The organism is uncultured Bradyrhizobium sp. (genome assembly GCF_964252615.1).
Classification (GTDB): Bacteria; Pseudomonadota; Alphaproteobacteria; order Rhizobiales; family Xanthobacteraceae; genus Bradyrhizobium.
Window position 1 is genome coordinate 29,464 of record NZ_CAXUNQ010000027.1, and the last position, 22,118, is coordinate 51,581.

The window sequence follows — 22,118 nt, forward strand, 5'->3', positions numbered from 1 at the left end:
TCGAGACGCTAAATAATGTGGCGCGCCTTGAGGCGCGCTTCGACGACGCTCCAATCATTGGAAACGATATTAAGCGCGCTGTCGAGGCGGTCTTGGATGTCCGCGAACGGCGCCTCGATGAAGCGCGCGACGGCTTCGTCGAAATTCTCCGCAAGCACCCGCGATGCCGGATCGAGGCCGGTCACCACGGTCAGTCCCGTCCATGGCGTCGCAATGGTGAAGACATCGAGATCCGGCCGGTAATGCTTGAGGCACGGCACGACCTTCCAGACGTCGCCGGTGTGGAATTTCGTGTCGCACGCCCGTTTCTGCGTCGCCTCGTCCAGCGGCACGGTATCGTGGAACAGAATGACCGAACGCGGCCCGCAGTAGCGCTCCAGGTTGATAAAATCCATCAATGCCTGCTCGTAAAGATGCAGGCCGTCGATGAAGCCGACGCCAACCGGCCGTCCGGCCAGCAGCGAATCGGGTCCGCGGCGGGCAAAGAACGCGTCGCTGGTTTCGGTGAAAATATGCGTCTCGGCGGTGAGCGGGTATGCCAGCCTGGGATTCGGATCGACGCCGATGGCCAGCGTCGGGGGCCGCACGCGGGCGATCGACTGGCCATCGAAAACGCCGATCTCGATCACCGTTTCAGGCTCCAGAAGCGTATAAAAGCGTTCCAGCCATTCGTAATAAAAATCGCCCGGAAACCGCAAGGTGGCGAGGCCGACATGCGCCTTGACGAGGTCGCGGTCGAACGTCAACGCCTTTCGATAATTGGATGCGGCCAGTTCACTGTTTTGCATGATGCGGAACGCGTCACCCATGGCGACGAAGTAATCGCCCTCGATCGGATGGCTGTAATCCAGACTGCTCGCTACCAGAGAAAGCAACCGCAGCGGCTCGGGCTCGTCGGGGGCGCGGCTCCTGGCCAGGTTGGCCAGGCCAAGGACCGCCGGATAGTGCCCTGCATAAAATTCCCGGTGCGCCATGTTGATCAGTTCGGCAACGACCGGATCACCGGCCGGCTTCGGCGGGGTCATCGCCCACAGGTTCCGATCGAACGCCGGCCCCAGGGGCGGCTCTGACCGGCGCTGGATCGGATCGACCGCCGCGCGGGTGAAATGAAGCAGCACCGGCCGCGACAGGGTGCCGATATAAGCGGGCGGCTTGCCGGGCGCTGGAACCTGATACGCGCGCTGCCGGATCCGGGCATATTGTGAGGCCCATTTTTGCCAGGTCTCCGGCAGCCGTTCGGCGGGACTGTTGGTTGCGACGCCGCCGTGCAGTTGATGGAACGTCCCCTCCCCCAAAAGGATGACGAGCTGCGCACCCGGCAGCCCCAGAGCGCGATCGAACATATCGAGATTGAGCAGCCCGCCCCCGGGGCCGTCGAAACGCTCATCCATCCCCTGCAGCGTGTCCCAGAGCTCTCTTTTCAGGAACAGCGCATTGGATTCCGCGATGGGACAGAACCAGCCTTCGACGCTCGATTCGTCCAGCGTCGAAATCTCGAACAGCCGGTAGCCGTCTTCGGGCCATTTTATGGAGGCGAGCAGCGCATCCTCCTGCGCCGCATCGTATCCCATCCGCATGGCGAACCGCTGAAAGTCGAAACCCAGGTACCAGCCAAGGGTCGCCACGACCGCCTTGTCGTACAGCGTCGCGCCGTGCAGCGCGAAATGGAGCAGCCCCGGGCTTGCGATCCGCGCGCCGTCGATCAGGACGCCGACGATGCCGCCGCGCGCTTCGGCAATGCCTCGATTGACCGCGTGCGCCGGCGACGGCGACGCCGGAGCGACACGGATCAGGCGAAAATTGCTCCCATAACTCGCCACCAGTTCAGGATCGAGAGCCGGGTCCGAGCCGTTGTCGACCACGATCACCTCGTAGTCGCCGGGTGCGATGTCGCGCTGATAACCTGCCGACAGCGACTGAAGCGTCCGCGGCGCCTCGCGCGGAATGTCATAGACAACTACAACGACAGATAGTTGAGGCTCGCGGGATCCATCGTGTGACGCGCGTAGCTGGGGCCTTTCCTCAGGATCGGGCATTCTTTCACTAAGGCGTTAAATACATGCAGCAATCATGGTCTTGATGCGAGATCGCGAACATATTGTGCATAATCGCTTTTTCCCAGCGCCACACCCAGCCGCTCCAATTGATCGATGTCGATATAACCCTGATTGAAGGCGACTTCTTCAGGACATGCAATGCGGAAGCCTTGCCGCCTCTCCAGGGTCGCGACGAACTCGGCGGCCTCCAACAGACTATCTGGCGTTCCGGTATCCAGCCAGGTAAATCCTCGACCCATCCGCTCGACCGACAACTGGCCGCGATCGAGATAAACGCCGTTCAAGTCGGTGATTTCCAGTTCGCCGCGCGAGGACGGCCGAATGTTGGCGGCGATATCGACGACCTGCTGGTCGTAGAAATAAAGGCCGGTAACGGCGAAATTCGATTTCGGGTGCTGCGGTTTTTCCTCGATGGAGGTGGCTTTCCCGGCCTGGTCGAACGCGACCACGCCATATCGCTCGGGGTCGACGACGTGATAGGCGAATACCGTCGCGCCGACCGTGCGGGAGACCGCGTTCTGCAAAAGATCCGGAAGGCCATGCCCGAAAAAAATGTTGTCGCCGAGGATCAGCGCCGATGAGCCGCCTTCGACAAATTTGGCGCCGATGATGAACGCTTGCGCCAGGCCTTCCGGCCGCGGTTGCGCTGCGTAGGAGAGCGACAAGCCCCATTGGCCGCCGTCGCCCAACAGCGATTGGAACAGCGGCAGGTCATGCGGGGTCGAAATGATCAGAACTTCGCGGACCCCCGCCAGCATGAGCGTGGTCAGCGGATAGTAGATCATCGGCTTGTCGTAGACCGGCAACAACTGCTTGGAGGTAACCAAGGTCATCGGATAGAGCCGCGTGCCGCTGCCGCCGGCGAGGATAATGCCCTTCAAAATATGCCCCAATCTAGTGAAGGAGACGGTCCAAACAATCGGCCAATGAACTTTTCAAGGGCGGCAGCCGAAGTCCAAAAATGGCTTCCAGCCTTTCGCTCGACAGGCAGGAATTAGCCGGCCGCGTCGCCGGCGTGGGATAGTCGGAAGTTGAGATCGGGTCAACCGGAATAAGGCGCCCACCCCGCGCTGCGGCCCCCGCAACGATCTCCCGGGCGAACCCGCACCAGGTGCGAACATCCGGGCCGGCGACATGGGTGACGCCCGAATATTTCGCGTGCCAGTCCGAGGCCGCCCATAGGCGCGCGATCGTGACGATCGCCCCGGCGATGTCGGGGGCATAGGTCGGATATCCGGACTGGTCGTCCACCACCCGCAGCCGGTCGCGCTCTGCGCTCAGACGAAGCATGGTTCGCACGAAGTTGCTGCCGAACGGGGCGTAGACCCATGACGTTCTAAGCACGATGTGCCTGGGATTTGCCTCGGCGACAGCCCGTTCGCCCTCCAGCTTGGACCGGCCATAAACGCCTTGCGGTTCCACCGGATCGGTTTCGGAATACGGTGCTTTCTTTTTACCGTCGAAGACATAATCGGTCGAGAGATGAATAACGGGCACACCGCGATCGGCAGCCGCCGAAGCGACCGCGCGCGCGCCATCGCGATTGATCGCGAACGCCTGGTCGGGTTCGGATTCGGCTTTGTCGACGGCGGTGTAGGCGGCTGGATTGACGACCAGATCGGGACGGAACCCGGCAAGTGCCTGCGCAATGGAGGCCGGGCGCAACAGATCCAGATCGGGCCGCGCGCCGAAGCCGAAGACGATATCGTTGGTGCGCGACGCAACCTCGCGCAGGGAGCGCGCGACTTGCCCCTCCGCCCCGATGACAAACAGCCGCATCAATGCCTCACGCCTTTACGAGGCCGAGGCGCTCGCCGCTGTAAACCTTGTCCCGCAAGGGCTGCCACCAGTCGGCATTTTCGAGATACCACCGAACCGTTTTTTCGATGCCGGTCTCGAACGTTTCGTGGGCGCGCCAGCCGAGATCGGTTTCCAGTTTGGTGGCATCGATCGCATAGCGCTGGTCATGCCCCGGCCGATCGGTCACGAAGGAAATATGCTCGTGATGCGATGAATTGACCGGGCGCAGGCGATCCATCCATGAACAAATCTGGCGGACGACATCGATATTGGCCCGTTCATTGCGTCCGCCGATGTTGTAAGTCTCGCCGGGACGGCCCCTGGCCAGGATAACGCCCAGCGCGCGCGCGTGATCTTCGACATAGAGCCAGTCCCGCACGTTGGAGCCGTCGCCGTACACCGGCAGCGGCTTGCGTTCCAATGCGTTGAGGATGATCAGCGGAATCAGTTTTTCCGGAAAGTGATAGGGGCCGTAATTGTTCGAACAATTCGACACGATCACCGGCAGTCCGTAGGTCCGTTGCCACGCCTTGGCGAGATGGTCGGAAGCCGCTTTGGTGGCGGAATAGGGAGAACTCGGATCGTACGGCGTCGTCTCCGTAAACAGCCCGTGCTCTCCCAGTGAACCGTACACTTCATCGGTCGACACATGGATGAAGCGGAAATCGGCTTCCGCGCCTTTGCGGCGCGACCCAAGGTACGTTCGCGCCGCCTCAAGAAGCGTGAAGGTTCCGAGGACGTTCGTCTTGACGAACACATCCGAGCCGGAAATCGAGCGATCGACATGGCTTTCAGCGGCGAGATGGACGACCGCGTCGGGACGATACCTGGCGAAAATTCCGCCCATCGCGCTTGCATCGCAAATATCATGCCTTTCGAAGGCGTAGCGTGGACTGGAAGCGACCGGGGCGAGCGACGCCAAATTCCCCGCATACGTCATCTTGTCGACGACCACAACGTCGTATCCGAGATCCAGGATGAAGTGTCGGCACACCGCGGATCCGATAAAGCCGGCGCCTCCGGTAACAAGAACCCGCATCAACCAACTCCTCTAACGAACAAACTGAAAAGCAGCCGCGGCATCGGCGAGACGGGGTTGCTGCCGGTCCTTGTCCGACAAAATAACCTCCGACGCCGGTAGACGCCAATCGATCCCGAAGGCCGGGTCGTCCCATGCGATGCCCCGATCGCATTCGGGCGCGTAATAGTCGGTGACCTTGTAGATGACTTCGCAATCGTCCTCGAGCGTGATGTAACCATGGGCGAAGCCCGGCGGTATCCACAACTGATGCCAGTTCGCCGCCGACAGTTCAATTGCGACATGCCGTCCATAGGTCGGTGACCCGACCCGGATGTCGACGCCGACGTCGAGAATTGCCCCCCGCATGCACCTCACGAGCTTGCCCTGCGCATGCGGCGGCACCTGAAAATGCAGGCCCCGGAGAACACCTTTTTGTTCCGAATGAACGTGATTGTCCTGCACGAAGATGGCCTCTACGCCGTGGGCGACCAAGACGTCCGCGCGAAAAGTCTCTGAAAAAAAGCCCCGGTGATCGCCGTGCTTAGCCGGCTTCACCAACAGAAGGTCCGGAATTTCCAGCCGTTCGATTTGCATTGCCACTCTCATCGGCAGGTCGCGGATAACTCGACCTGCTCACCCCGTTTCGATTTCGGCGGACCCATGACACCACTACATATTTCGCCCTAAATGGTCAATTTCCGGGATTGCCAGCCTTCGGCATCTTGTCGTTGAATGTTCCGCGCCGGCCTGCGCTGGTCTATTCTGACAATCGTCGCCACGATCGGCCGGACGTCTACGTCACCCGCTCTTCCCGCTAAAAGTGAAGACCTTATGCGCATAGTAACTGGTCAGGACCGGGCTACATACCGCGATGATGTGCGCACACAGTTCCGGGTAAAAGGTCCACCCGACCGCTGGAAAGAGCCAGTAGGTCAGACCGATGCTGATAAGCCAAACCTGAATCAGCGCGACAAGATTGACGAGCCAAAAGCGAAGATATTGCTTCCAAACTGGACGTTCGGAGGCTTCAAAGACAAAAACCCGCGACATGACGAAAGCAAACGTCAGTGCAACCGGGAAGGCCAGCGCTACCGCGTATTCAAATCGCACAAAACAGGAAATCAAGACGCGGCCAAGAATATTTACCGCCGCCGCCGCCGCGCCGACAAGGAAAAAACGTGCGAAGCGGTTGTTCATCAGGCATCTCGCGCGCCGCTGTACCGGTTCACCATCTCCTCTCATTTCCGCGCAATGACAAAGAACTGCTTTCCCAGCACCTTCCACAGCAACGGTATCCGCAGATAGGTCCGGACCATCCAATCGGCTGCCGGTCGCGCATTGTTCATGGTGTATGGCAGAAAACGATCCGTCACGCTCTCCGGCTCGTAGCCGGCAAGCACAAGACCTTCGACCAGCGACAGGTGCGACAGCGCCAGGCAATGATCGTAGTAATCCCAATATTCCTTGTAGGCGTATCGAATGTTCGGGCCCAGTATCATGAATTTGCCGCCGGGCTTCAGCGTACGCCGGACCTCCTTGAGCACTGTGTCGCAGGCAGCCTTATCCGGCAGATGTTCGAGAAAATTAGACGTGAAGACGCGATCCAGGCTGTTGTCTGCAATATGCGAAAGATCACAGGCTGGCGCGAGCCTGAAATTAACCTCGGGCGAGAGATATGCCGCTGCATCCGGATTCAGGTCGACCCCGTATTTTTGGGCCGCTTTTATATTATTGATGAATTCCCCATAACCACACGCCAGATCGAGCACGGTGGATTGCGGCGGCACGTGCTGCTGAAAGAACTCTTCGCACAATATCTTCCAAACCCGGTTCCTCTTTTCAAGGCCCGTGTTTGAAAACCGCGACTTATAAATACTTGCCAGATCGTTCATATGTTTCCCGCAACTGCCCGCGAAGGATCGTTGCGTACATTCTCGGCCATGCGACGTCCCAATCGAATACTTTCCGCGACCCCGCGATCTTCCGGATAATAGTAGCATGTATCGGCAACCTGCAGCCCGCCAACCGGCGTCTGGACCGGCGGAAGTTTGTCGCGGAAGTTGGGCTCGCAAATCGGCTGGGCGTGGCGCAAGCGACCTGCCTTGGCGTCAATCAGATCGTCGTCACCGATGCTGGGATTGATGCGCTTGATATAACCAAAAGCCTCCTCGATGAACTGCCGATCCGTCCATTTCCATTTCATATGAGTAACCGGCATGTAATACGGAACATATACGATCGGGGCGCCGACCGGGCGCAGATTGGAAAATTCAATAATTCCCGGAATATCGATATCGTCGGAGACGATGTTGACCCAGAAATGAGGCGTCACCGACTTGCGCAGCTTGAAGACAAGACAGACCACGCCGATGTTGCGGATCGCCGCGTATTTGTCCTTCCAGTCTTGCGGCAGGTCTGGGATCAGCCCGTTTACCAGGGGGATCGGAACCGTCGAGATCACGGCATCGGCCGCGTAATTATGGCCGCCGGCGCGTACGGCAGCGACGCGGCCGTGGTCCACGATCACGCGCTCGGCTGGTGTCCGTAAATGGATGCGGCCGCCCTTGCCTCTGATGTCGCCGGCGATCGCCGCTACTAGCGTTTCCGACCCGCCGTCGATGTAGCCAAGCTGTTCCTGCAACATCGACTTGCGCGAGTTGCCGATGCGCTTGATACGCGTTGCGATCCAGGAGGCGGAAACCTGGTCGGCAAATTCATGGAACTTCAGTTCCTGCAGCCGCTTCCAAAGCTCGTCGTAAACAGATGTGCCGGAACCGCGCTCGATCCACTGCCGCGACGTCAAATGCTCGATGCGGTGAAAGTCTGCAGACCTTGCCGTCGAGAACATCTGCAAGCCGGTTCGGATTTTCTCGAGTAACGTCAGATGCGGGTACCTCAGCAGTGCTATCGGATCTCCCCATTTGTGAAGCTGGCCGTGGGTATAATAGGCCATGGAGGTATCGACCCAACGCATCCTGTCACCGATGCCAAGCTCGCTCATCAGCGCGAACGTCGGCGCATCCGACCTGCAAACGAAATGGTAGAAACGCTCGATCGAAGTCCCGGAAAAATCGAAATGCGCCGCCATGCCGCCGACCTTGCCGTCGGCTTCTATCAGGTCGACTTCGTGGCCGAGTGTGACCGCGCGTTGCGCAGCCGCGAGCCCCATCGGCCCGGCACCCAGCACGACAATGCGGGTCATCTCCGCCCCCTAGAACGACAACGTGATCGAAGAAAATCTGGGATCCAGATACGTGTCTTCCAAAGCCCGGCGCAGCGGCGTCGATGCGATACCGAATTCCTTGGGCCAGTCAATGATCGGAAACATTTCCGGAATCACGAGCGCCTCAAGCTGACCGGTCGTGAACGGCGGGTTCTTATCGACACAGCCATAGAGCCGCAGCAGGGCCCAGAACATGGAATAGGGAATATGAACTATCCGCGCGCGTGCCTTGACGATGTCACGGATCATGGCGATGAGATCGCGGTATGAAATCTGTTCGAGCCCCGAGATGTCGAACGTGCCGGTTTTTCGCTGCTCGACAGATGCAATGATGATCGAAACCAAATCGCCGACAAACAACGGCTGCCGTGTGAATTTGCCGTCTCCGGGAATCGGAAAGACCGGCGAACGATCCATGAAACGCCGCAACCAGCCCAGGTGCTTTCGATCGAACCATCCAAACATCAGGGTCGGCCTGAGCGTAACGTGCGGCACCCTGCTTTTATCGTACAGCCTTTCCTGCGCGGTCTTGGACCGGGTGTAGAAGTCATCCGCCGAGGAATTGACGACGGATGACGACATCCCAACGAAATAAGGCACGGCATGGGTCCGGATCGCTGCGAGGACCTCGCCTGTCGCGATGACGTTGTTGGCCTCGTACTCCGCCTGATGGAGGCCGCCGATCTGCGCCTGATTGATGATCACGGTATCGGCATCCGCAAAGACGTCTGCCCACTCTCCCGCTCGAGCGAGATCTGCTTCAATGATGTGGACGTCCGGATGTACCTCGCGGAATAAACGCACATTGGCTGCATGCTTGTCGATACCGATGAGCTGCAGATCAGGCCGCGACTTCAAACGCGCCACGAGGTTCTGCCCGACCAGGCCGGCGGCCCCGGTGATGACTATCTTTCGCATCGCGGCTAGAAATTCATCCTGTTGAAAACGGGCGCTGGAATCATGCGGATGATCGCCATAATCCAACGCCAGCGCGCCGGCGCGTAGACCACCGGGCCGCCGGCATCGGCAGCTTTCCGCACCACGGCCGCGACGGCTTCGGCGGTTCCCCACAACGGGCCGCCCTTCGTCATTCCGGCCGTCATCGCCGTGTCGGTCGGCCCCGGCTTGACGATAACTGCCCGCGGGCCGGTTCTGTGAAAGCGGTGGCTGATGCCTTCCACGAGCGTCGAAAGGCCGGCCTTGGCTGCTCCGTAGATATAGTTGGCGCGCCGCCCACGGTCGCCGGCGACCGAGCCCAGAACCACCAGGGACCCCCTTCCCTGCCTCTCCAGCAGCGCGGCCACGGCCAGCGTCCAGACGGCCGCCGAGCCGAAGTTCACGTCGATAATGGACTGCGCCAAGGTCGGGTCCCTCTCAGCAAGCGCCTGCTCGCCCAAGACGCCATAGGCCAGAATGACATGGTCCACCCCGCCCAGCCTGTCGGCCATGGCGGCAAGCGTCGGTAGAACCGGTGCGGTCGTGAAATCGACATCAAACGTCTCGACCTGGGTCGCTCCCCGCGCCCGCAAGTCGTCGGCGATCCCCGCCAGACGCCCGGCATTGCGCCCGGCCAGTCCGAGGACCGCGTTTTCATCGGCATAAAGCCGCGCGGTGGCCTGTGCGATGCCTGACCCGGCGCCTAACATCAGTACGCGAAGCGGGCCGTTGCTCGTCATAAGTTCATCCGCCGCCAGAACGTGGAGGACATTCCAGGATCAATATGGGCTTTAAACTGTTCGAGCGCCGGATAGCCCGCCTGGAACAGCGCTGACGGGAGGCGGCCGTCCTTGGCCGGATAGAGCCGGCCCCCGGCTTCCCGGACAATCGCATCGAGCTCGTCAAGCAGCGACAGGGTGGACGGACCGCGATTGGCGAAATCCAGCGCCAGCGTCGTGCCCTTCATGGGAAACGACAGTAAACCCGGCGAGGGCAAATCACCGAACGTCTTGAGTACCGCGAGGAATGACCCCTGCCCGGCTCGGGCTATCATGCGCAGCATTTCCGCGGTTGCGGGCTCGGCATTGCCGGCCGGGAGTACACTTTGATACTGATAGAAGCCTTGCCGGCCATAAAGCCGGTTCCAACTTCCTATCGCGTCCAGGGGATAAAAAAATCGATTGTAGGACATCATTGTCCGTCGAGGCCGGCCGGCAACATGATAAAAAATCTGGTTGAATGTGGACAGCGACAGGCGATTGAACAAAAAGCCGGGAGCATCGAACGGAACCGACGGCGCTGCGGTTGGAGCAACGCGCAACTGCCCGTCGTTACCATGGCGAGCCCGCGTTAAAATACCACGACCCAGAGTGGTGCCCTTCCCCAGGCAGTCGACCCAGGCAACGGTATAATCATAGGTGGCTTCACTTTCGGCAGCGAGAGCGAAGAATTCCGAAAGGTTGCGAAACGGGATCGTCTGGACCTCCATGTTGGAACTGGCGACGGGCAAGAGTTCCAGCGCGACGCGCGTAATGACGCCGGTGAGCCCAAGACCTCCGACAGTCGCCGCAAAAGCGCCCGACGTGTCCTCCCGCGAGAGCGAACGCTCGACGCCATCGCTGCGGATCAAATCGAGCCGGCGAATCCATCGACCGATCGTCCCGGCGCGATGATGATTCTTGCCATGAATATCGTTAGCCACAGCCCCGCCAAGCGTCACGAATTTCGTCCCGGGGGTAACCGGCAGGAAATAACCGGCGGGAACCACGAGCTTCAGAATGTCTGCCAAGCTGACGCCGGCTTCGGCGACCAACAGCCCGGTTGAACGATCAAAACTGACGAAATGATCGAGACCGGTCATGTCGATCATCGCGCCGCCGCCGTTGATGCAACTGTCCCCGTACGACCGCCGCAATCCCGAAGCCAGGAGGTGGTTTGGTCCGCGCGAGCCATCGGCGACCAACCCGTCAAGTTCGTCATGGAATGACGGACGGGCCATGCGAATGTGGGTGCGGGGTATCCTGCCCCAGGGCAGGATGTCGGAACGAGAGAGGAAGCCGGTCACAACGCCAACAAGATGGCCGCGGCGACAAAAAGGCCGAGACCGATGCTGACGCGGTCACGCAACGCGAACGCAACGGGGTCGTCGGTCATCCTTCCTCTGTGCCCCAATACCCAAATCCGGCAACTGAACAGAAAGATCGAAATCGGCGCAATCCAAAGCCACGCCGGTGTATTGTAGATGTCGCGGGCAAACACCTCTTCGACCAGGTAAATGACAACAATGACAATCGAAGCCATGGATGCGCTGATACCGAATGTCAGCGTCAGGCTGTCGTCGTGAAGCTGGTAGCCCCGGCCTTCCAGCTTCTGAAAATCGTTCTCCGACGCCCTTAATATCTCGGTATGACGCTTGGCTAGCGCGAGGGAAAAGAAAAAGAACATCGAGAAGGTCAGCAGCCACGCGGACGGCATAAGCTTGGCCGCGGCGATGCCGATTACGATGCGGATCGTGAGCAGAAGCGCAATGACGAACGTATCGAACAGTGGAATGCGCTTCCACCCGAATGAATAGCCTAGGGTTACGATAACATAAGAAATGAGGCAGACGCCCGCCGCAGGTGAAATCCACAAACCCAGAAGGCAGGCAAGCGGCAGCGCGATGCCGACCACGAGCAGTCCGTCGCGGAGCGGAATGGCGCCGGAAGCAAAAGGACGACGCCGCTTCGACCAGTGTTTTCGATCCGATGAAAGGTCGGCCATGTCGTTGACGAGATAAGTCAGCGACGCGACGACGCTGAGCAGCATCAGCATGGCGAGCGTGGTCGCAACGGAAGCGAGAGCTACGTCTCTCCATCCCAGGATAACGGGCACGAAAATGATCGCATTTTTCACCCACTGATGCGGACGGATCGCCCTGATCCATGCGCTCAATTGGCCCGGTCTTTTGTTGAAAATGCGCTCGATCGGAATGCCGGCGGATTGAACTGCTGCGCTCAATGCGGGATTTGCCGAAACGATGATCGCGGCGCTTGCACTCTGCCAGACCGGAAGGTCGGCGCGGCTGTCGCCTGCATATACGTAGCCCGCTGGAAAGAGCTGCTTCAGTCGCTCCGCTTTACGCGGGCCTTTCAGATTGACGTCGCGATCCGTGCTTTGGACCGACTGAAAAATTGCAAATCGCTCGGCCACACCTGCCGCGACGGCGGCTCCGGCCGCGGTGGCAAGATGAATCTCACGGCCGGTAGCGGCTTCCTGCCTCAGATACGCAAGCAATTCCTCGCGAACGGGAAGAGACCCGACGTCTAATTGCGCGATGCCGGACAGCCGGCGTTTGAATGCAGCTTTTCCGCTTTTCAACGCCAAAAGCGACGACAATGTCTGAACCGGTTTTGTAAAAAGTCCTAAAACGAAAAGCTCATAAAGAGTATCGACTCGCAGCAACGTGTCGTCGAGATCGACCACCAAGGGCGGCGCCGTCGGCGCAACAGCAGGATTTGGACGTTCTTGAAGCACGATCGGGCGGCTCGCCGTGGGCGCTACGAGGGGGATTTGCGCCTGACGTAGCAAATTAGCATGTTTCATGCCAAGCATGTAAATGCAATCTCGAACGCAAATACCCACCTGGCGGGACCGCGCCGCGGCAAGCATGTCCTATCTTATCATAACGCAGATCGCGCAGCGCTTAAGCGGCCCGCTGAGAGCGGTTACCGGGAAACTGCCGACCCGGCTCAGAGCGCCCTTGATGCGTTTTCTAAGGGCCGCTTATCGCCTCAGCCAAGGAACGTCGATCAAGCGGTACGACCGATGGGTGGAGCATTTCGATACGCTTTCGCCGGCCGACCGAGACAAGATTCGCGCCCATGTATCCGGTTTGAAAAACAAGCCGCTTATCTCGGTCATTATGCCGGTTTACGAGACGCCGGAATGGGCGCTCCGCGAAGCGATCGACAGCATCCGCCGTCAACTCTATCCGTATTGGGAATTGTGCATCGCCGACGACGCATCCACCGCGCCTCACATTGCCGATCTGCTGCGTCAGGCCGCGGCGAACGATCCGCGAATTAAATGGATGCGGCGGCAGCGCAATGGCCATATCTCAGCCGCTTCAAACTCCGCACTGTTGCTGGCGACGGGCGAGTTCGTCGCGTTGATGGATCATGACGACCTGTTGCCGGAGCACGCGCTTTACGAAGTCGCGGTCGCGCTCAACAAAGACCCCGCGCTCGATATCATCTACAGCGATGAAGACCAGATCGACCGAACGGGAAGACGATTTCTTCCTTATTTCAAAACCGATTGGAATATCGATCTTCTGCTCGGCCACAACATGATCAGTCATTTGGGCGTTTACCGACGCGCGCTTCTTGAACGCGTCGGCGGATTTCGCGAAGGTTTCGAAGGCAGCCAGGATCACGACATCGCCCTGCGATGCGCCGATGCGACGGTTGCCGCCCGGATCTGCCACATCCCCGCCGTGCTGTATCATTGGCGCCGCGACTTCGGAGATGCCTCGTTCTCCGAAGAGCGGCAGCGTCAATGTTCCGAGGCCGCGCTTCGCGCGGTCGGCGATCATCTTGCTCGGCGCCGCGAACCCGGCGAAGTAAAGCGTCATCCGCTATTGCCGCAATGGGCCCGCGTGGTTCGCGCGGTTCCAAGTCCGGCTCCGCTGGTTTCATTGATCGTCCCCACCCGCGACCGTCCCGATCTGTTGGGCATGTGCGTCGAGGGCCTTCTCACCAGGACCGACTACCCCGAGATCGAGATCCTGATCGTGGATCATGAAAGCAAATTGCCCGAGACATTCGAGTTGTTTGAAAAGCTGCAGATGGACGGGCGGGTGCGCATCATACCGTATGTCGGCCCATTCAACTTTTCCGCCATCAACAATATGGCCGTAACCAAGGCAAAGGGTTCGATCATAGGCCTGATCAACAACGATATCGATGTGATCAACCCGGACTGGCTCTCCGAGATGGTTTCCCTGTCAGTCATGACCGGCGTGGGCGCGGTGGGCGCCAAGCTGATGTATCCCGACGATCGGGTGCAGCACGCAGGGGTCGTGCTCGGCGTGAGCGGTGTCGCCAATCATTTCAACCATGCAATGGCAAGATCGAACTCCGGATATTTCGGTCGAAACCTTCTTACGTCCCAGGTGTCCGCAGTCACCGGCGCTTGCCTGGTTGTTCGAAAGTCGGTGTTCGAAGAAGCCGGCGGCCTGAATGAAACCGATCTCGCCGTGGCCTACAATGATGTCGATTTTTGCCTCAGATTGAAAAAAATGGGTTATCGCAACATCTGGACCCCTCACGCCGAACTCTATCATCACGAATCCGCCACTCGGGGGGCCGAGCATACGCCGGAAAACGCGGAACGCTTTCAACGGGAAAGCCAATACATGCGAGCAAAGTGGGGAAACGAAATAGATCACGATGCTTTTTATAACGAAAATTTCTCGACAGATATAAGCGAGTGTTTTCAATTGGCCTTTCCGCCCCGACGCAAAAAGCCGTGGTTATAAATGACAATGAAAACAGCAACATGCGCTCGATCGGCGCAGCGAGACTGGGTTGTTCCGCTTTCCGTCAAATTAGTCTACGAACAACGTGTCAAGAACCGATGCAGGGATGGATATGGTCGCGCCCTTGAGAAATAGCCGAAACGTTGCATTGCCCGATGTGCTTATCGCACGCGGCGGAACGATGGACGCCGTCGCGACTGCGTGGTCGGACATGATCTCGGGGCTTGCCTCGTGGCGCCTCTGGGTTCACCTCGGCTGGAACGATATCCTGCAACGCTACCGGCGTTCCATTCTGGGGCCATTCTGGCTGACGGCCAGCATGGCGATCATGATCGTTGCGCTCGGCGTCCTCTACGCCGGGCTGTTCAACACCCCCGTCGAGGAGTTTCTGCCGTTCTTGTGCGTTGGTCTGCTGGTCTGGACACTGCTTGCAAGCTTTCTGGTCGAGGGCGGCACGTTGTTTACGGGATCCGAATCGTACATCAAGCAAATTCGGTTGCCGTATTCGGTGTATGTTTATCGATCGACCTGGAGCAAGCTGGTCATTTTTCTTCACAACCTTATTATTTATTTCGCGGTGCTGATGTATTTCCAGATCTGGCCCGGTACGATCGGGCTGCTCGCTATTCCCGGCCTGATCGTCGTGGTGATCAACGGTGCGCTTGCGAGCCTCAGCATCGGCATAATCTCGGCAAGGTTTCGCGACGTTCCGCCGCTGATCGGCTCGATCGTTCAGATCGTCTTTTTTGTGACCCCGATCTTCTGGAAACCAGAATTGCTGAAAGGCAGGGAATACATCACCGACTTTAATCCGTTTTTTCACCTTCTGGAAATTGTCCGTGCGCCCCTGCTCGGCAGCGTGCCGTCTGCCAAAAGCTGGTTTGCCGTGCTGCTGATTACCCTGCTCAACATCGTGATAACCGCCGTGTTTTTCTCGCGCTTTCGCTCGCGCATTTCTTACTGGGTATGATTGATGAACATGGCCTCGACCATATCGACTGATGCAGCCCGGCTCGCGCTTGAAAATGTGAGCGTGTCATTCCCGATTTACCACAGCGGGTCCCAGTCACTGAAAAAGAACATCCTGTTCCGCGGTTCCGGCGGCCATCTCGGCAGCGATGCGAATCATCGGATCATTGTCGAGGCGCTGCGAAACGTCTCGATGCAGTTCACCGCCGGCGACCGGGTAGCCCTCGTCGGATCGAACGGAGCGGGAAAGACGACACTGCTGCGGGTGATGGCCGGCGTTTACGAACCTGTATCGGGCATTGTCCGGAGCCGGGGCCGGATATCCCCGATGTTCGATATTTCCCTCGGCATCGATAGCGAGGTCAGCGGATATGACAATATTCGCCTTCGCGGGCTGATCCTCGGGCTGACGGCGAACGAAATCGAGGAGCGGATGGGTGATATCGTTGAGTTCACCGAACTCGGCGACTATCTCGACATTCCGGTTCGCACCTATTCGGCCGGCATGATGACACGTCTCACATTCGCCGTGGCAACCTGTTTCGCACCGGAAATTCTTTTGATGGACGAATGGATCATGGCCGGAGACGCCGGTTTCCTGACCAAGGCGCAGGACCGTATCGAATCCTTTGTTTCGCAAGCGAGTATCCTCGTCCTGGCCTCGCACAGCCTCGATACATGCCGCCGGTTTTGCAACAAAGGCGTCTGGATGGATCAGGGCGTCGTCAAGGCGGAAGGTCCGATAGCTCAGGTTCTCGACGCATACGCCGGCGCTACACGGCGATAGGGGCATTGCGGGCTTGATCGGCACACTGAAATGAGCGAAAGCGGACTGCGTGTCCGCAGCCCGCTCGGCTTCTCGAAGCCCTACCGCTGCGGCCTGCTCACACGATGAGCAAGTCGTGCGGATTGATCGTCACGCCGGCCTGGACCTGCACCAGCATTATCTCGGACCCCGTCGTTCCGTCGCCACTGAAGTAAAGCGTCTGGTTCGCGGTATCGAAATGGAATACCGCTCCGCTCCCGGAAAACTGGTTGTCGCCGGAGGTCTCGAACACCGACGTCACGTCCTGGCCTGCCGTCAGCCCGCCGCCGAAACTGTTCGCGGAGACCGCGATGTGGTCGTGCTCGGTGATATTGTTGAAGTCGGTAATCACGTTGGTGCCCGTAGGCTGGCTCTGGAACGCAAACGTGTCGTTGCCGCTGCCCCCGGTCAGCAGGTGACCGCCGTCGTAACCGAACAGGATGTCGTTGCCGCCGCCGCCGTTGAGCGCTTCGTTGCCTTGGGTGGCGATGAGGATTTCGTTGGCGCCGGTACCGGTGAGTGTCGTGGTCGTGGTTGCGTTGTTGATCACGGTCGCCGCGGCAAAATTGCTGCTGGTCGCGTGGCCATCGCTGGAATTGTAGGTGAACGAACCACCGAGCGTTGCGTCGTCGTTGAAGAACACCGCGCCGAAAATACCGCCCGCGTTTCCGCCGGTGCTGGTGCCGAGGCTGTTGACGAAGACCTGGTCGGTCGTGTCAGGATCGGTATCGTTCGCCGCCAATGCCCAGGGGGCAATGATGACAGCCGCGTTCGGGCCAACGTCGGTAATGATCGTGTCATTCACCGCGGTCGGCGCGTCGTTGGTACCGCTGATCGCAATCGCCACGTCTTGCATGGTTGAAACGCCATGAGAGTCCGTGACCGAAACCGTGTAGATTTGTGTCAGGGTCTGGCCCTGCGCCAGGAACTGGATATCGGCATTATTGACACTGTAGTGCCAGGCGACTGAACCGTTGCCGCCGGATTCCGATACGGGATCAAGGGTGAAGGTTCCGACATATCCAGCGCCCTGTGGCGTGAACGCCGCCGAATGCGTATCGGCTGTCTCGACGTCCGAGAAAGCGATTGCTCCGTTTGTCGTCTCCGTTGCGGGGCCGGGCGTCGGAGATATCGAAATCTGGTCGACCAACAGACCGGCGCCGTCGCCGGAGAAGTCGAAGAACAATTGCGTGGTGGGGTCGGAGGCATCGCCAACCAGGTCGAATGTATATTTGGTGAAGCCCAGCGCGACGTCGGTCTGCGCCAGGATCTGCGCGCCGTCCCAGTATACGGTGAGCGAATCGGTGCTCGCGTCGGGATCGCCGGCCACATAGAAGCTCACGCTGTAATGCTGTCCCGCGGTGGTCGCGACATCCTGCTCCAGGAAACCGGAGCCGCTCAGGCGTGCCGAGTAATTGCCGAATTCACCTCCGAGGAATAGCGGGTCGACAATGACGTTGGCAGACGAGAAGCCCGTGAGATCGCCGGTTTCGAACCCACCATTGACCGCAACGGTCGGCCCGGCGTCTTCGGTCAGGGTGCCGAGGACGTCGGCCGCCGTGATCTGCGGTGCGTCGTCTGCTCCGGTGACGTGGAACGTCAGTGTCGTCGTCACGCTGCGGCCGAGATTGTCGGTCGCCGTAAAGGTGAACTGATCAGTCGGGCTGTTCCCCACCTGAAGCGCGTCGAGCGCGGCGTTGGCCGTGTATGAATAGCTTCCATCGGCATTGAGCACGAGGGTACCGTAAGTACCAGCGACCTCGGCACCGACATTGGCGGCGCTGCCGTTCACCTGCGTGACAGCCGCCACCGCGCTCGCATCGCCCCCGGTGTTTAGATCGAGGCTGCCGGAGGCGACGATATTGCCGGCATCCGGGAATTGCGTATCCAACGCCTCGGCGGTGGCTGGATTGATTACCAGCGGATCGTCCGCGCCGGTCGCGGTAATCGTCACGGTCTGGGTCGAACTCGTGGCCCCATCTGCGACCGTAACGTTGTATGTGATAGTCAGGGTCTCGCCGGCGCCCAGGAAATCCAGGTCCTTGTCCGCGATGCTGAACGACCAATCGACGCCGCCCGCACCCGAGCCGGTGGAATCGTGCAGCGTGGTCATGAGGGCCGCCTGAAGATCGGCAAGCGTACCGGCCGGAATGAAATCGCCGCCGGACCAGACGGCTGATGAAACCGCTACATCGACCGTATGCACATCGTTCAGGTCGACGTCGGCAAACGTCAGCGTCCCGGTCGGAACCGGACTCGTGGAGTCCGGGGCAGAGGATCCGTTCATCCCCGGCCGCTCTGCCACTGAGGCCGATCCGGGTCCGCCCGTCATCGTCACAGCATCGTTGGCGCCCGTGACGGTTACCGAAACCGTCTGGGTCGCGCTGGTCGAGGCGTCGCTGACCTTGATGTTGTAGTTGACGGTCAATGTCTCGCCGGCCGCAAGGAAATCCAAATCCTTGTCCTGGATGCCGAAGTTCCAGTCCACGCTTCCGTTGCCTGTGCCCGTGGAATCGTTCAGCGTGGTCGTCAGCGCCGCTGCAAGGTCCGCTTGCGTTGCCGCCGGAACGCTGCCTCCGCCGGACCACGACGAGGAGCCGAGCGTCACGGCAACCGTGTGCGTGTCGCCGGTGTCGGCGTCGGTGAAATTGAGCGTTCCGGCCGGCACCGTGGTTGTGGTGTCGATCACGCTGGAGCCCGTTGTATCCGCGAGTTCAGACGCGGAGGCCGATTCCGGCCCACTGGTGATGGCGACGGGATGGTTGGTGCCGAGGATGGTAATCGTCACGTCCTGTGAGTCGGAAGCCAGCGACGAATCCTTGACCGCGACGTGGTAGACCAGCGTCAGCGTCTCGCCGGCGGCAAGAAAGCTCGACGCGCTATTCGACAGCGCGAAGTTCCAGTCTACGTCGCCGATCAGATGGCCCGTGGAATCCGGGCTCAGCGAGGTGTTGAACGCCGCCAGCAGTTGGGCTGTCGTAAGCGGGATCGCGCCGCCGCCCGAACGCGTCGCCGTAACGGTCGTCGAGACCGTATGGGTATCGGACAGGTCGACATCGGTGAACAGCAGGTCGCCACTGGCATGGAGGTTGCCCGACGAATCGACGCCCTGGCCCTCGATGAGATGCGCGGATTCGGGCCCGCAAATATAGAACGGCGCGTCGTTGGTGCCCACCACCGTTACCTGGACGTTCTGGGTGGAAACGCCGCCGGCATGGTCGTCGAGCTGCACCACATAAGTGATGTTGAGGTGTTCGCCAGCCGCCAGGTAATCGAAAGCGAGATCCACCGCGGAAAACGTGGTGTTGATGACGCCGGCGCTCGAACCGGAAGCCTTCACGACATTGTCGACGTCGAAGAACGACATCAGTTCGGCATTACCGAGAATAATTCCCGACGTGTTGCCCGTCGCCGACGCCGAGAGCACAGTCGCGGTGTGGCCGGTGTTGGTGAGATCATCGTCGGTGAAATTCAGCGCGATATGGACCGTGTCCGGGGTAAGCGACAGCGTATGGTTCGGCTGCTCGGTAACGGTGGCCACCGTCGTCATGTTGATAACCGGCTTGTCGTCGGTGCCGGTAACCGTGACCTTCACGGTCTGGATCGCCGAACCGCCATGATTGTCCGAAACCTTGATGTCATAGGTGAGGGTGAGGACCTGGTTCTTGGAGAGAAAATCGAAATCGTCATCGGCATCGCTGAACGTCCACTTGATCTTTCCTGAGCCGTTGCTGTCGCTGATGAGCTGCGATGTCATGGCGTGCTGGAAATGGGTCAACGACGTCCCTGGAATCACCGAACCGCTTGACAACACTGCGGAATGCAGGGTTGCGACCGTCGTATGGGTGTCGCTGTGGTCGGCGTCGGTAAAATTCATCGTGCCCGACAATGTGTGCAGCGTCGTCGAATCCGTGGTGTTGGCAATTTCGCTGAAGCTGCCAGTCGCGGACGATGACGTAAAAACCGGCGTATGATTTGTCATGAAAAACCCCTGCCTGTGTGTGACACACCGATGCGATAACGCCGGTGATGCCCGGCGCATTGTTGATACTTGAGTTTCACCACTTGGCGAGCCGCCGCTCGGTCAGTAATCGGGAAATTGCAATGGACGGAAGGCGGTCGCCGCTTGAATTATCTTGTTAATTTTTCGCTTTGATGACCTGCGGCTGCAAAATCATCTCACGCAAAACACGATGCCCCTCCCAGTAGCATCGAAATAAGTGTGAGCCTGCAACTTATTCGATCATATTCTCAAGCTCGTCGTTGCGTCAACATTCGCGTTCAGGCTTTTCCGCCGCTCATGGAACCTGCAAGAACCTCCGCTTCTCATCCGATCCATTTTTCTACTCGTTGAAGTTGCGGATTACAAAACGAGTCAGCGACGACCTCTCCTAATGAAATCTTGAGCCCGCCCGAATGTGAAAGCAGCAAACTTATTTTGCTGTAAGCCCCCGGGGGCTTTTCAAGCTTGCTTGACGGGCCATCCGGGCAATGTGCTATTGTCGTCCCCATCGACAAACGCACACCTCTCCAGGAAGGCGTGAGTTACAACCCCTGATAGTTCGTAGGGTTGACGATGCGCCGGGCTGCGACCGAGCTCGAACGACGGCGGTCATTGGCATTCGGAAAAACACTCATGATCCCATCCCGCGCTCAGCCCGCATGATCGAGAAAAAACCCTCCTGCATCGTTCTGGGTGGCGGCGGCTTCATCGGAACCAATCTGTGCCGGCGGCTGGTTGACGAAGGACATCGCGTGCGTGCGTTTGGTCGCAACTGCCCGTTTCCCGAGGCGCTGGAGGGCGTCGAATGGTTTCAGGGTGACTTCGGTGACGCCGCAGCACTCGCAGCAGCGATCGAAACCTTTGACGTGATTTATCATCTGGTCAACGGAGCGACACCGCTTTCCGCCAATCTCGACATGGCCGGTGACGTGCAGCGGAACATCGTTGCCTCTCTGTGGCTACTCGAAATCTGCCGCAAGCTCGGCGTTTCCCGTGTCGTCTTTATTTCATCCGGCGGAACGATCTACGGATGCCCGCAACAAATTCCGACGCCCGAAACCGCGCCGACGGACCCGATCACGGCTTATGGCATCAACAAGCTCGCAATCGAGAAATACCTCGCGTTGTATCGACATCTGCACCAGATCGATTATCGGATCCTGCGCGTCACCAACCCGTTCGGGCCGTTCCAGACATCGATCAAGAACCAGGGCGTGATCGCATCCATGATAGCTCGCGCGCTTCGCGACGAAGCGATCGAGATCTGGGGCGACGGCTCGGTGGTGCGCGACTTTATCTTTGTCGACGATGTTGTCGACGCGCTTGTCGCGGCCGCGCACGACCGCAGCGACACGCGCATTTTCAACATCGGCAGCGGGGAAGGCCACAGTCTGCGCCAGGTGCTGGCATCGATCGAAGTTCTGCTGGGAAAAAAACCCAACGTCCAATGGAAGCCGGGCCGGCCGCTTGACGTTCCAATCTCGGTGCTGGCGATCGATCGCGCCCGGGAAGTCCTGGGATGGGCGCCGAAAACCAGTTTTGAGGATGGCCTGCGCTCAACCCTTGCATGGTGGCAGAATTCCCAGTGAGCCAAATCTATATTGAGCTTCGCGCGGATTTCGCGTGCCCTGATCGATCTCGCTCAACCCCACTGGGATGACCGGGAGAGAGTGTCTCCTTCTTCGTACGGCATCCGTCTAGGCTACCCGGACTACCTATACTTTTTAGGCGAAGACCAAAGATGCTCTCGTCATAGTAGCAATCGCCATAACCTGACGCTTAT

Annotated in this window: 17 protein-coding genes and 1 pseudogene; 5 read left to right on the forward strand and 13 right to left on the reverse strand. The window is 59.3% G+C overall.

The annotated features are described in order from the left end of the window. Positions 1–8 precede the first annotated feature (8 nt). The 12 genes from ACFE72_RS14775 to ACFE72_RS14830 all read right to left on the reverse strand — a co-directional run bounded on the left by ACFE72_RS14775 (position 9) and on the right by ACFE72_RS14830 (position 12,688). The gene (locus tag ACFE72_RS14775; protein ID WP_375413856.1) at positions 9–2,036 is read right to left on the reverse strand and encodes a class I SAM-dependent methyltransferase; all 2,028 of its coding nucleotides are present in this window, start codon (positions 2,034–2,036) and stop codon (positions 9–11) included. 32 nt (positions 2,037–2,068) lie between these two features. Beyond that, positions 2,069–2,938, reverse strand: a complete 870-nt coding sequence (gene rfbA, locus ACFE72_RS14780) for a glucose-1-phosphate thymidylyltransferase RfbA (RefSeq protein ID WP_375413857.1) — start codon at positions 2,936–2,938, stop codon at positions 2,069–2,071. 13 nt (positions 2,939–2,951) lie between these two features. Then, positions 2,952–3,836: a dTDP-4-dehydrorhamnose reductase gene (gene rfbD, locus ACFE72_RS14785; protein ID WP_375413858.1), complete on the reverse strand. Its 885-nt coding sequence runs from the start codon at positions 3,834–3,836 to the stop codon at positions 2,952–2,954. A 7-nt stretch (positions 3,837–3,843) separates the two neighbouring features. Continuing rightward, complete coding sequence (gene rfbB / locus ACFE72_RS14790) at positions 3,844–4,896, reverse strand: dTDP-glucose 4,6-dehydratase (RefSeq protein ID WP_375413859.1); 1,053 nt, start codon at positions 4,894–4,896, stop codon at positions 3,844–3,846. 12 nt (positions 4,897–4,908) lie between these two features. Continuing rightward, positions 4,909–5,472: a dTDP-4-dehydrorhamnose 3,5-epimerase gene (gene rfbC, locus ACFE72_RS14795; RefSeq protein WP_375413860.1), complete on the reverse strand. Its 564-nt coding sequence runs from the start codon at positions 5,470–5,472 to the stop codon at positions 4,909–4,911. 204 nt (positions 5,473–5,676) lie between these two features. Next, a complete protein-coding gene (locus ACFE72_RS14800; protein WP_375413861.1) occupies positions 5,677–6,075 on the reverse strand; it encodes a GtrA family protein in 399 nt (132 codons plus the stop codon). 41 nt (positions 6,076–6,116) lie between these two features. Next, positions 6,117–6,770, reverse strand: a complete 654-nt coding sequence (locus ACFE72_RS14805) for a class I SAM-dependent methyltransferase (protein ID WP_375413862.1) — start codon at positions 6,768–6,770, stop codon at positions 6,117–6,119. Beyond that, positions 6,767–8,080, reverse strand: coding sequence for an NAD(P)/FAD-dependent oxidoreductase (locus ACFE72_RS14810; protein WP_375413863.1), 1,314 nt, complete (start codon positions 8,078–8,080; stop codon positions 6,767–6,769). The genes ACFE72_RS14805 and ACFE72_RS14810 overlap by 4 nt, the downstream gene beginning before the upstream one ends. 9 nt (positions 8,081–8,089) lie before the next feature. After that, complete coding sequence (locus ACFE72_RS14815) at positions 8,090–9,019, reverse strand: NAD-dependent epimerase/dehydratase family protein (protein ID WP_375413864.1); 930 nt, start codon at positions 9,017–9,019, stop codon at positions 8,090–8,092. A 5-nt stretch (positions 9,020–9,024) separates the two neighbouring features. Continuing rightward, positions 9,025–9,777, reverse strand: coding sequence for an SDR family NAD(P)-dependent oxidoreductase (locus ACFE72_RS14820; RefSeq protein WP_375413865.1), 753 nt, complete (start codon positions 9,775–9,777; stop codon positions 9,025–9,027). Next, a complete protein-coding gene (locus ACFE72_RS14825; protein WP_375413866.1) occupies positions 9,774–11,102 on the reverse strand; it encodes an FAD-dependent oxidoreductase in 1,329 nt (442 codons plus the stop codon). Before ACFE72_RS14825 ends, ACFE72_RS14820 begins: the two co-directional genes overlap by 4 nt. After that, the gene (locus ACFE72_RS14830) at positions 11,099–12,688 is read right to left on the reverse strand and encodes a UbiA family prenyltransferase (RefSeq protein ID WP_375413867.1); all 1,590 of its coding nucleotides are present in this window, start codon (positions 12,686–12,688) and stop codon (positions 11,099–11,101) included. Before ACFE72_RS14830 ends, ACFE72_RS14825 begins: the two co-directional genes overlap by 4 nt. A gap of 253 nt (positions 12,689–12,941) precedes the next feature. On the opposite strand from ACFE72_RS14830, the pseudogene ACFE72_RS14835 reads away from it, so the two are divergent. The 4 genes and pseudogenes from ACFE72_RS14835 to ACFE72_RS14850 all read left to right on the forward strand — a co-directional run. Then, positions 12,942–13,355, forward strand: a pseudogene (locus ACFE72_RS14835) (glycosyltransferase); the annotation flags it as partial. Between the two features lie 321 nt (positions 13,356–13,676). After that, a complete protein-coding gene (locus ACFE72_RS14840) occupies positions 13,677–14,558 on the forward strand; it encodes a glycosyltransferase family 2 protein (RefSeq protein ID WP_375413876.1) in 882 nt (293 codons plus the stop codon). Positions 14,559–14,670: 112 nt separating this feature from the next. Next, positions 14,671–15,528 (forward strand): ABC transporter permease, encoded by an 858-nt coding sequence (locus ACFE72_RS14845; protein WP_375413877.1) that lies wholly within the window; start codon positions 14,671–14,673, stop codon positions 15,526–15,528. A gap of 3 nt (positions 15,529–15,531) precedes the next feature. Beyond that, positions 15,532–16,314: an ABC transporter ATP-binding protein gene (locus tag ACFE72_RS14850; RefSeq protein ID WP_375413868.1), complete on the forward strand. Its 783-nt coding sequence runs from the start codon at positions 15,532–15,534 to the stop codon at positions 16,312–16,314. 97 nt (positions 16,315–16,411) lie between these two features. Here the strand turns inward: ACFE72_RS14850 and ACFE72_RS14855 are convergent, their stop codons facing one another. Next, complete coding sequence (locus tag ACFE72_RS14855) at positions 16,412–20,314, reverse strand: beta strand repeat-containing protein (RefSeq protein ID WP_375413869.1); 3,903 nt, start codon at positions 20,312–20,314, stop codon at positions 16,412–16,414. Positions 20,315–20,994: 680 nt separating this feature from the next. On the opposite strand from ACFE72_RS14855, the gene ACFE72_RS14860 reads away from it, so the two are divergent. Continuing rightward, the gene (locus ACFE72_RS14860; RefSeq protein WP_375413870.1) at positions 20,995–21,924 is read left to right on the forward strand and encodes an NAD-dependent epimerase/dehydratase family protein; all 930 of its coding nucleotides are present in this window, start codon (positions 20,995–20,997) and stop codon (positions 21,922–21,924) included. The last annotated feature ends 194 nt before the right edge of the window (positions 21,925–22,118 follow it).

Coding starts and splice junctions, on each gene's coding strand:
- ACFE72_RS14775 (WP_375413856.1), bottom strand. CDS start 2,036: ATGCCCGATCCTGAGGAAAGGCCCCAGCTACGCGCGTCACACGATGGA.
- rfbD (WP_375413858.1), bottom strand. CDS start 3,836: ATGCGGCTGTTTGTCATCGGGGCGGAGGGGCAAGTCGCGCGCTCCCTG.
- rfbB (WP_375413859.1), bottom strand. CDS start 4,896: ATGCGGGTTCTTGTTACCGGAGGCGCCGGCTTTATCGGATCCGCGGTG.
- rfbC (WP_375413860.1), bottom strand. CDS start 5,472: ATGCAAATCGAACGGCTGGAAATTCCGGACCTTCTGTTGGTGAAGCCG.
- ACFE72_RS14800 (WP_375413861.1), bottom strand. CDS start 6,075: ATGAACAACCGCTTCGCACGTTTTTTCCTTGTCGGCGCGGCGGCGGCG.
- ACFE72_RS14805 (WP_375413862.1), bottom strand. CDS start 6,770: ATGAACGATCTGGCAAGTATTTATAAGTCGCGGTTTTCAAACACGGGC.
- ACFE72_RS14810 (WP_375413863.1), bottom strand. CDS start 8,080: ATGACCCGCATTGTCGTGCTGGGTGCCGGGCCGATGGGGCTCGCGGCT.
- ACFE72_RS14815 (WP_375413864.1), bottom strand. CDS start 9,019: ATGCGAAAGATAGTCATCACCGGGGCCGCCGGCCTGGTCGGGCAGAAC.
- ACFE72_RS14820 (WP_375413865.1), bottom strand. CDS start 9,777: ATGACGAGCAACGGCCCGCTTCGCGTACTGATGTTAGGCGCCGGGTCA.
- ACFE72_RS14830 (WP_375413867.1), bottom strand. CDS start 12,688: ATGCTTGCCGCGGCGCGGTCCCGCCAGGTGGGTATTTGCGTTCGAGAT.
- ACFE72_RS14845 (WP_375413877.1), top strand. CDS start 14,671: ATGGTCGCGCCCTTGAGAAATAGCCGAAACGTTGCATTGCCCGATGTG.
- ACFE72_RS14850 (WP_375413868.1), top strand. CDS start 15,532: ATGAACATGGCCTCGACCATATCGACTGATGCAGCCCGGCTCGCGCTT.
- ACFE72_RS14855 (WP_375413869.1), bottom strand. CDS start 20,314: ATGACAAATCATACGCCGGTTTTTACGTCATCGTCCGCGACTGGCAGC.
- ACFE72_RS14860 (WP_375413870.1), top strand. CDS start 20,995: ATGATCGAGAAAAAACCCTCCTGCATCGTTCTGGGTGGCGGCGGCTTC.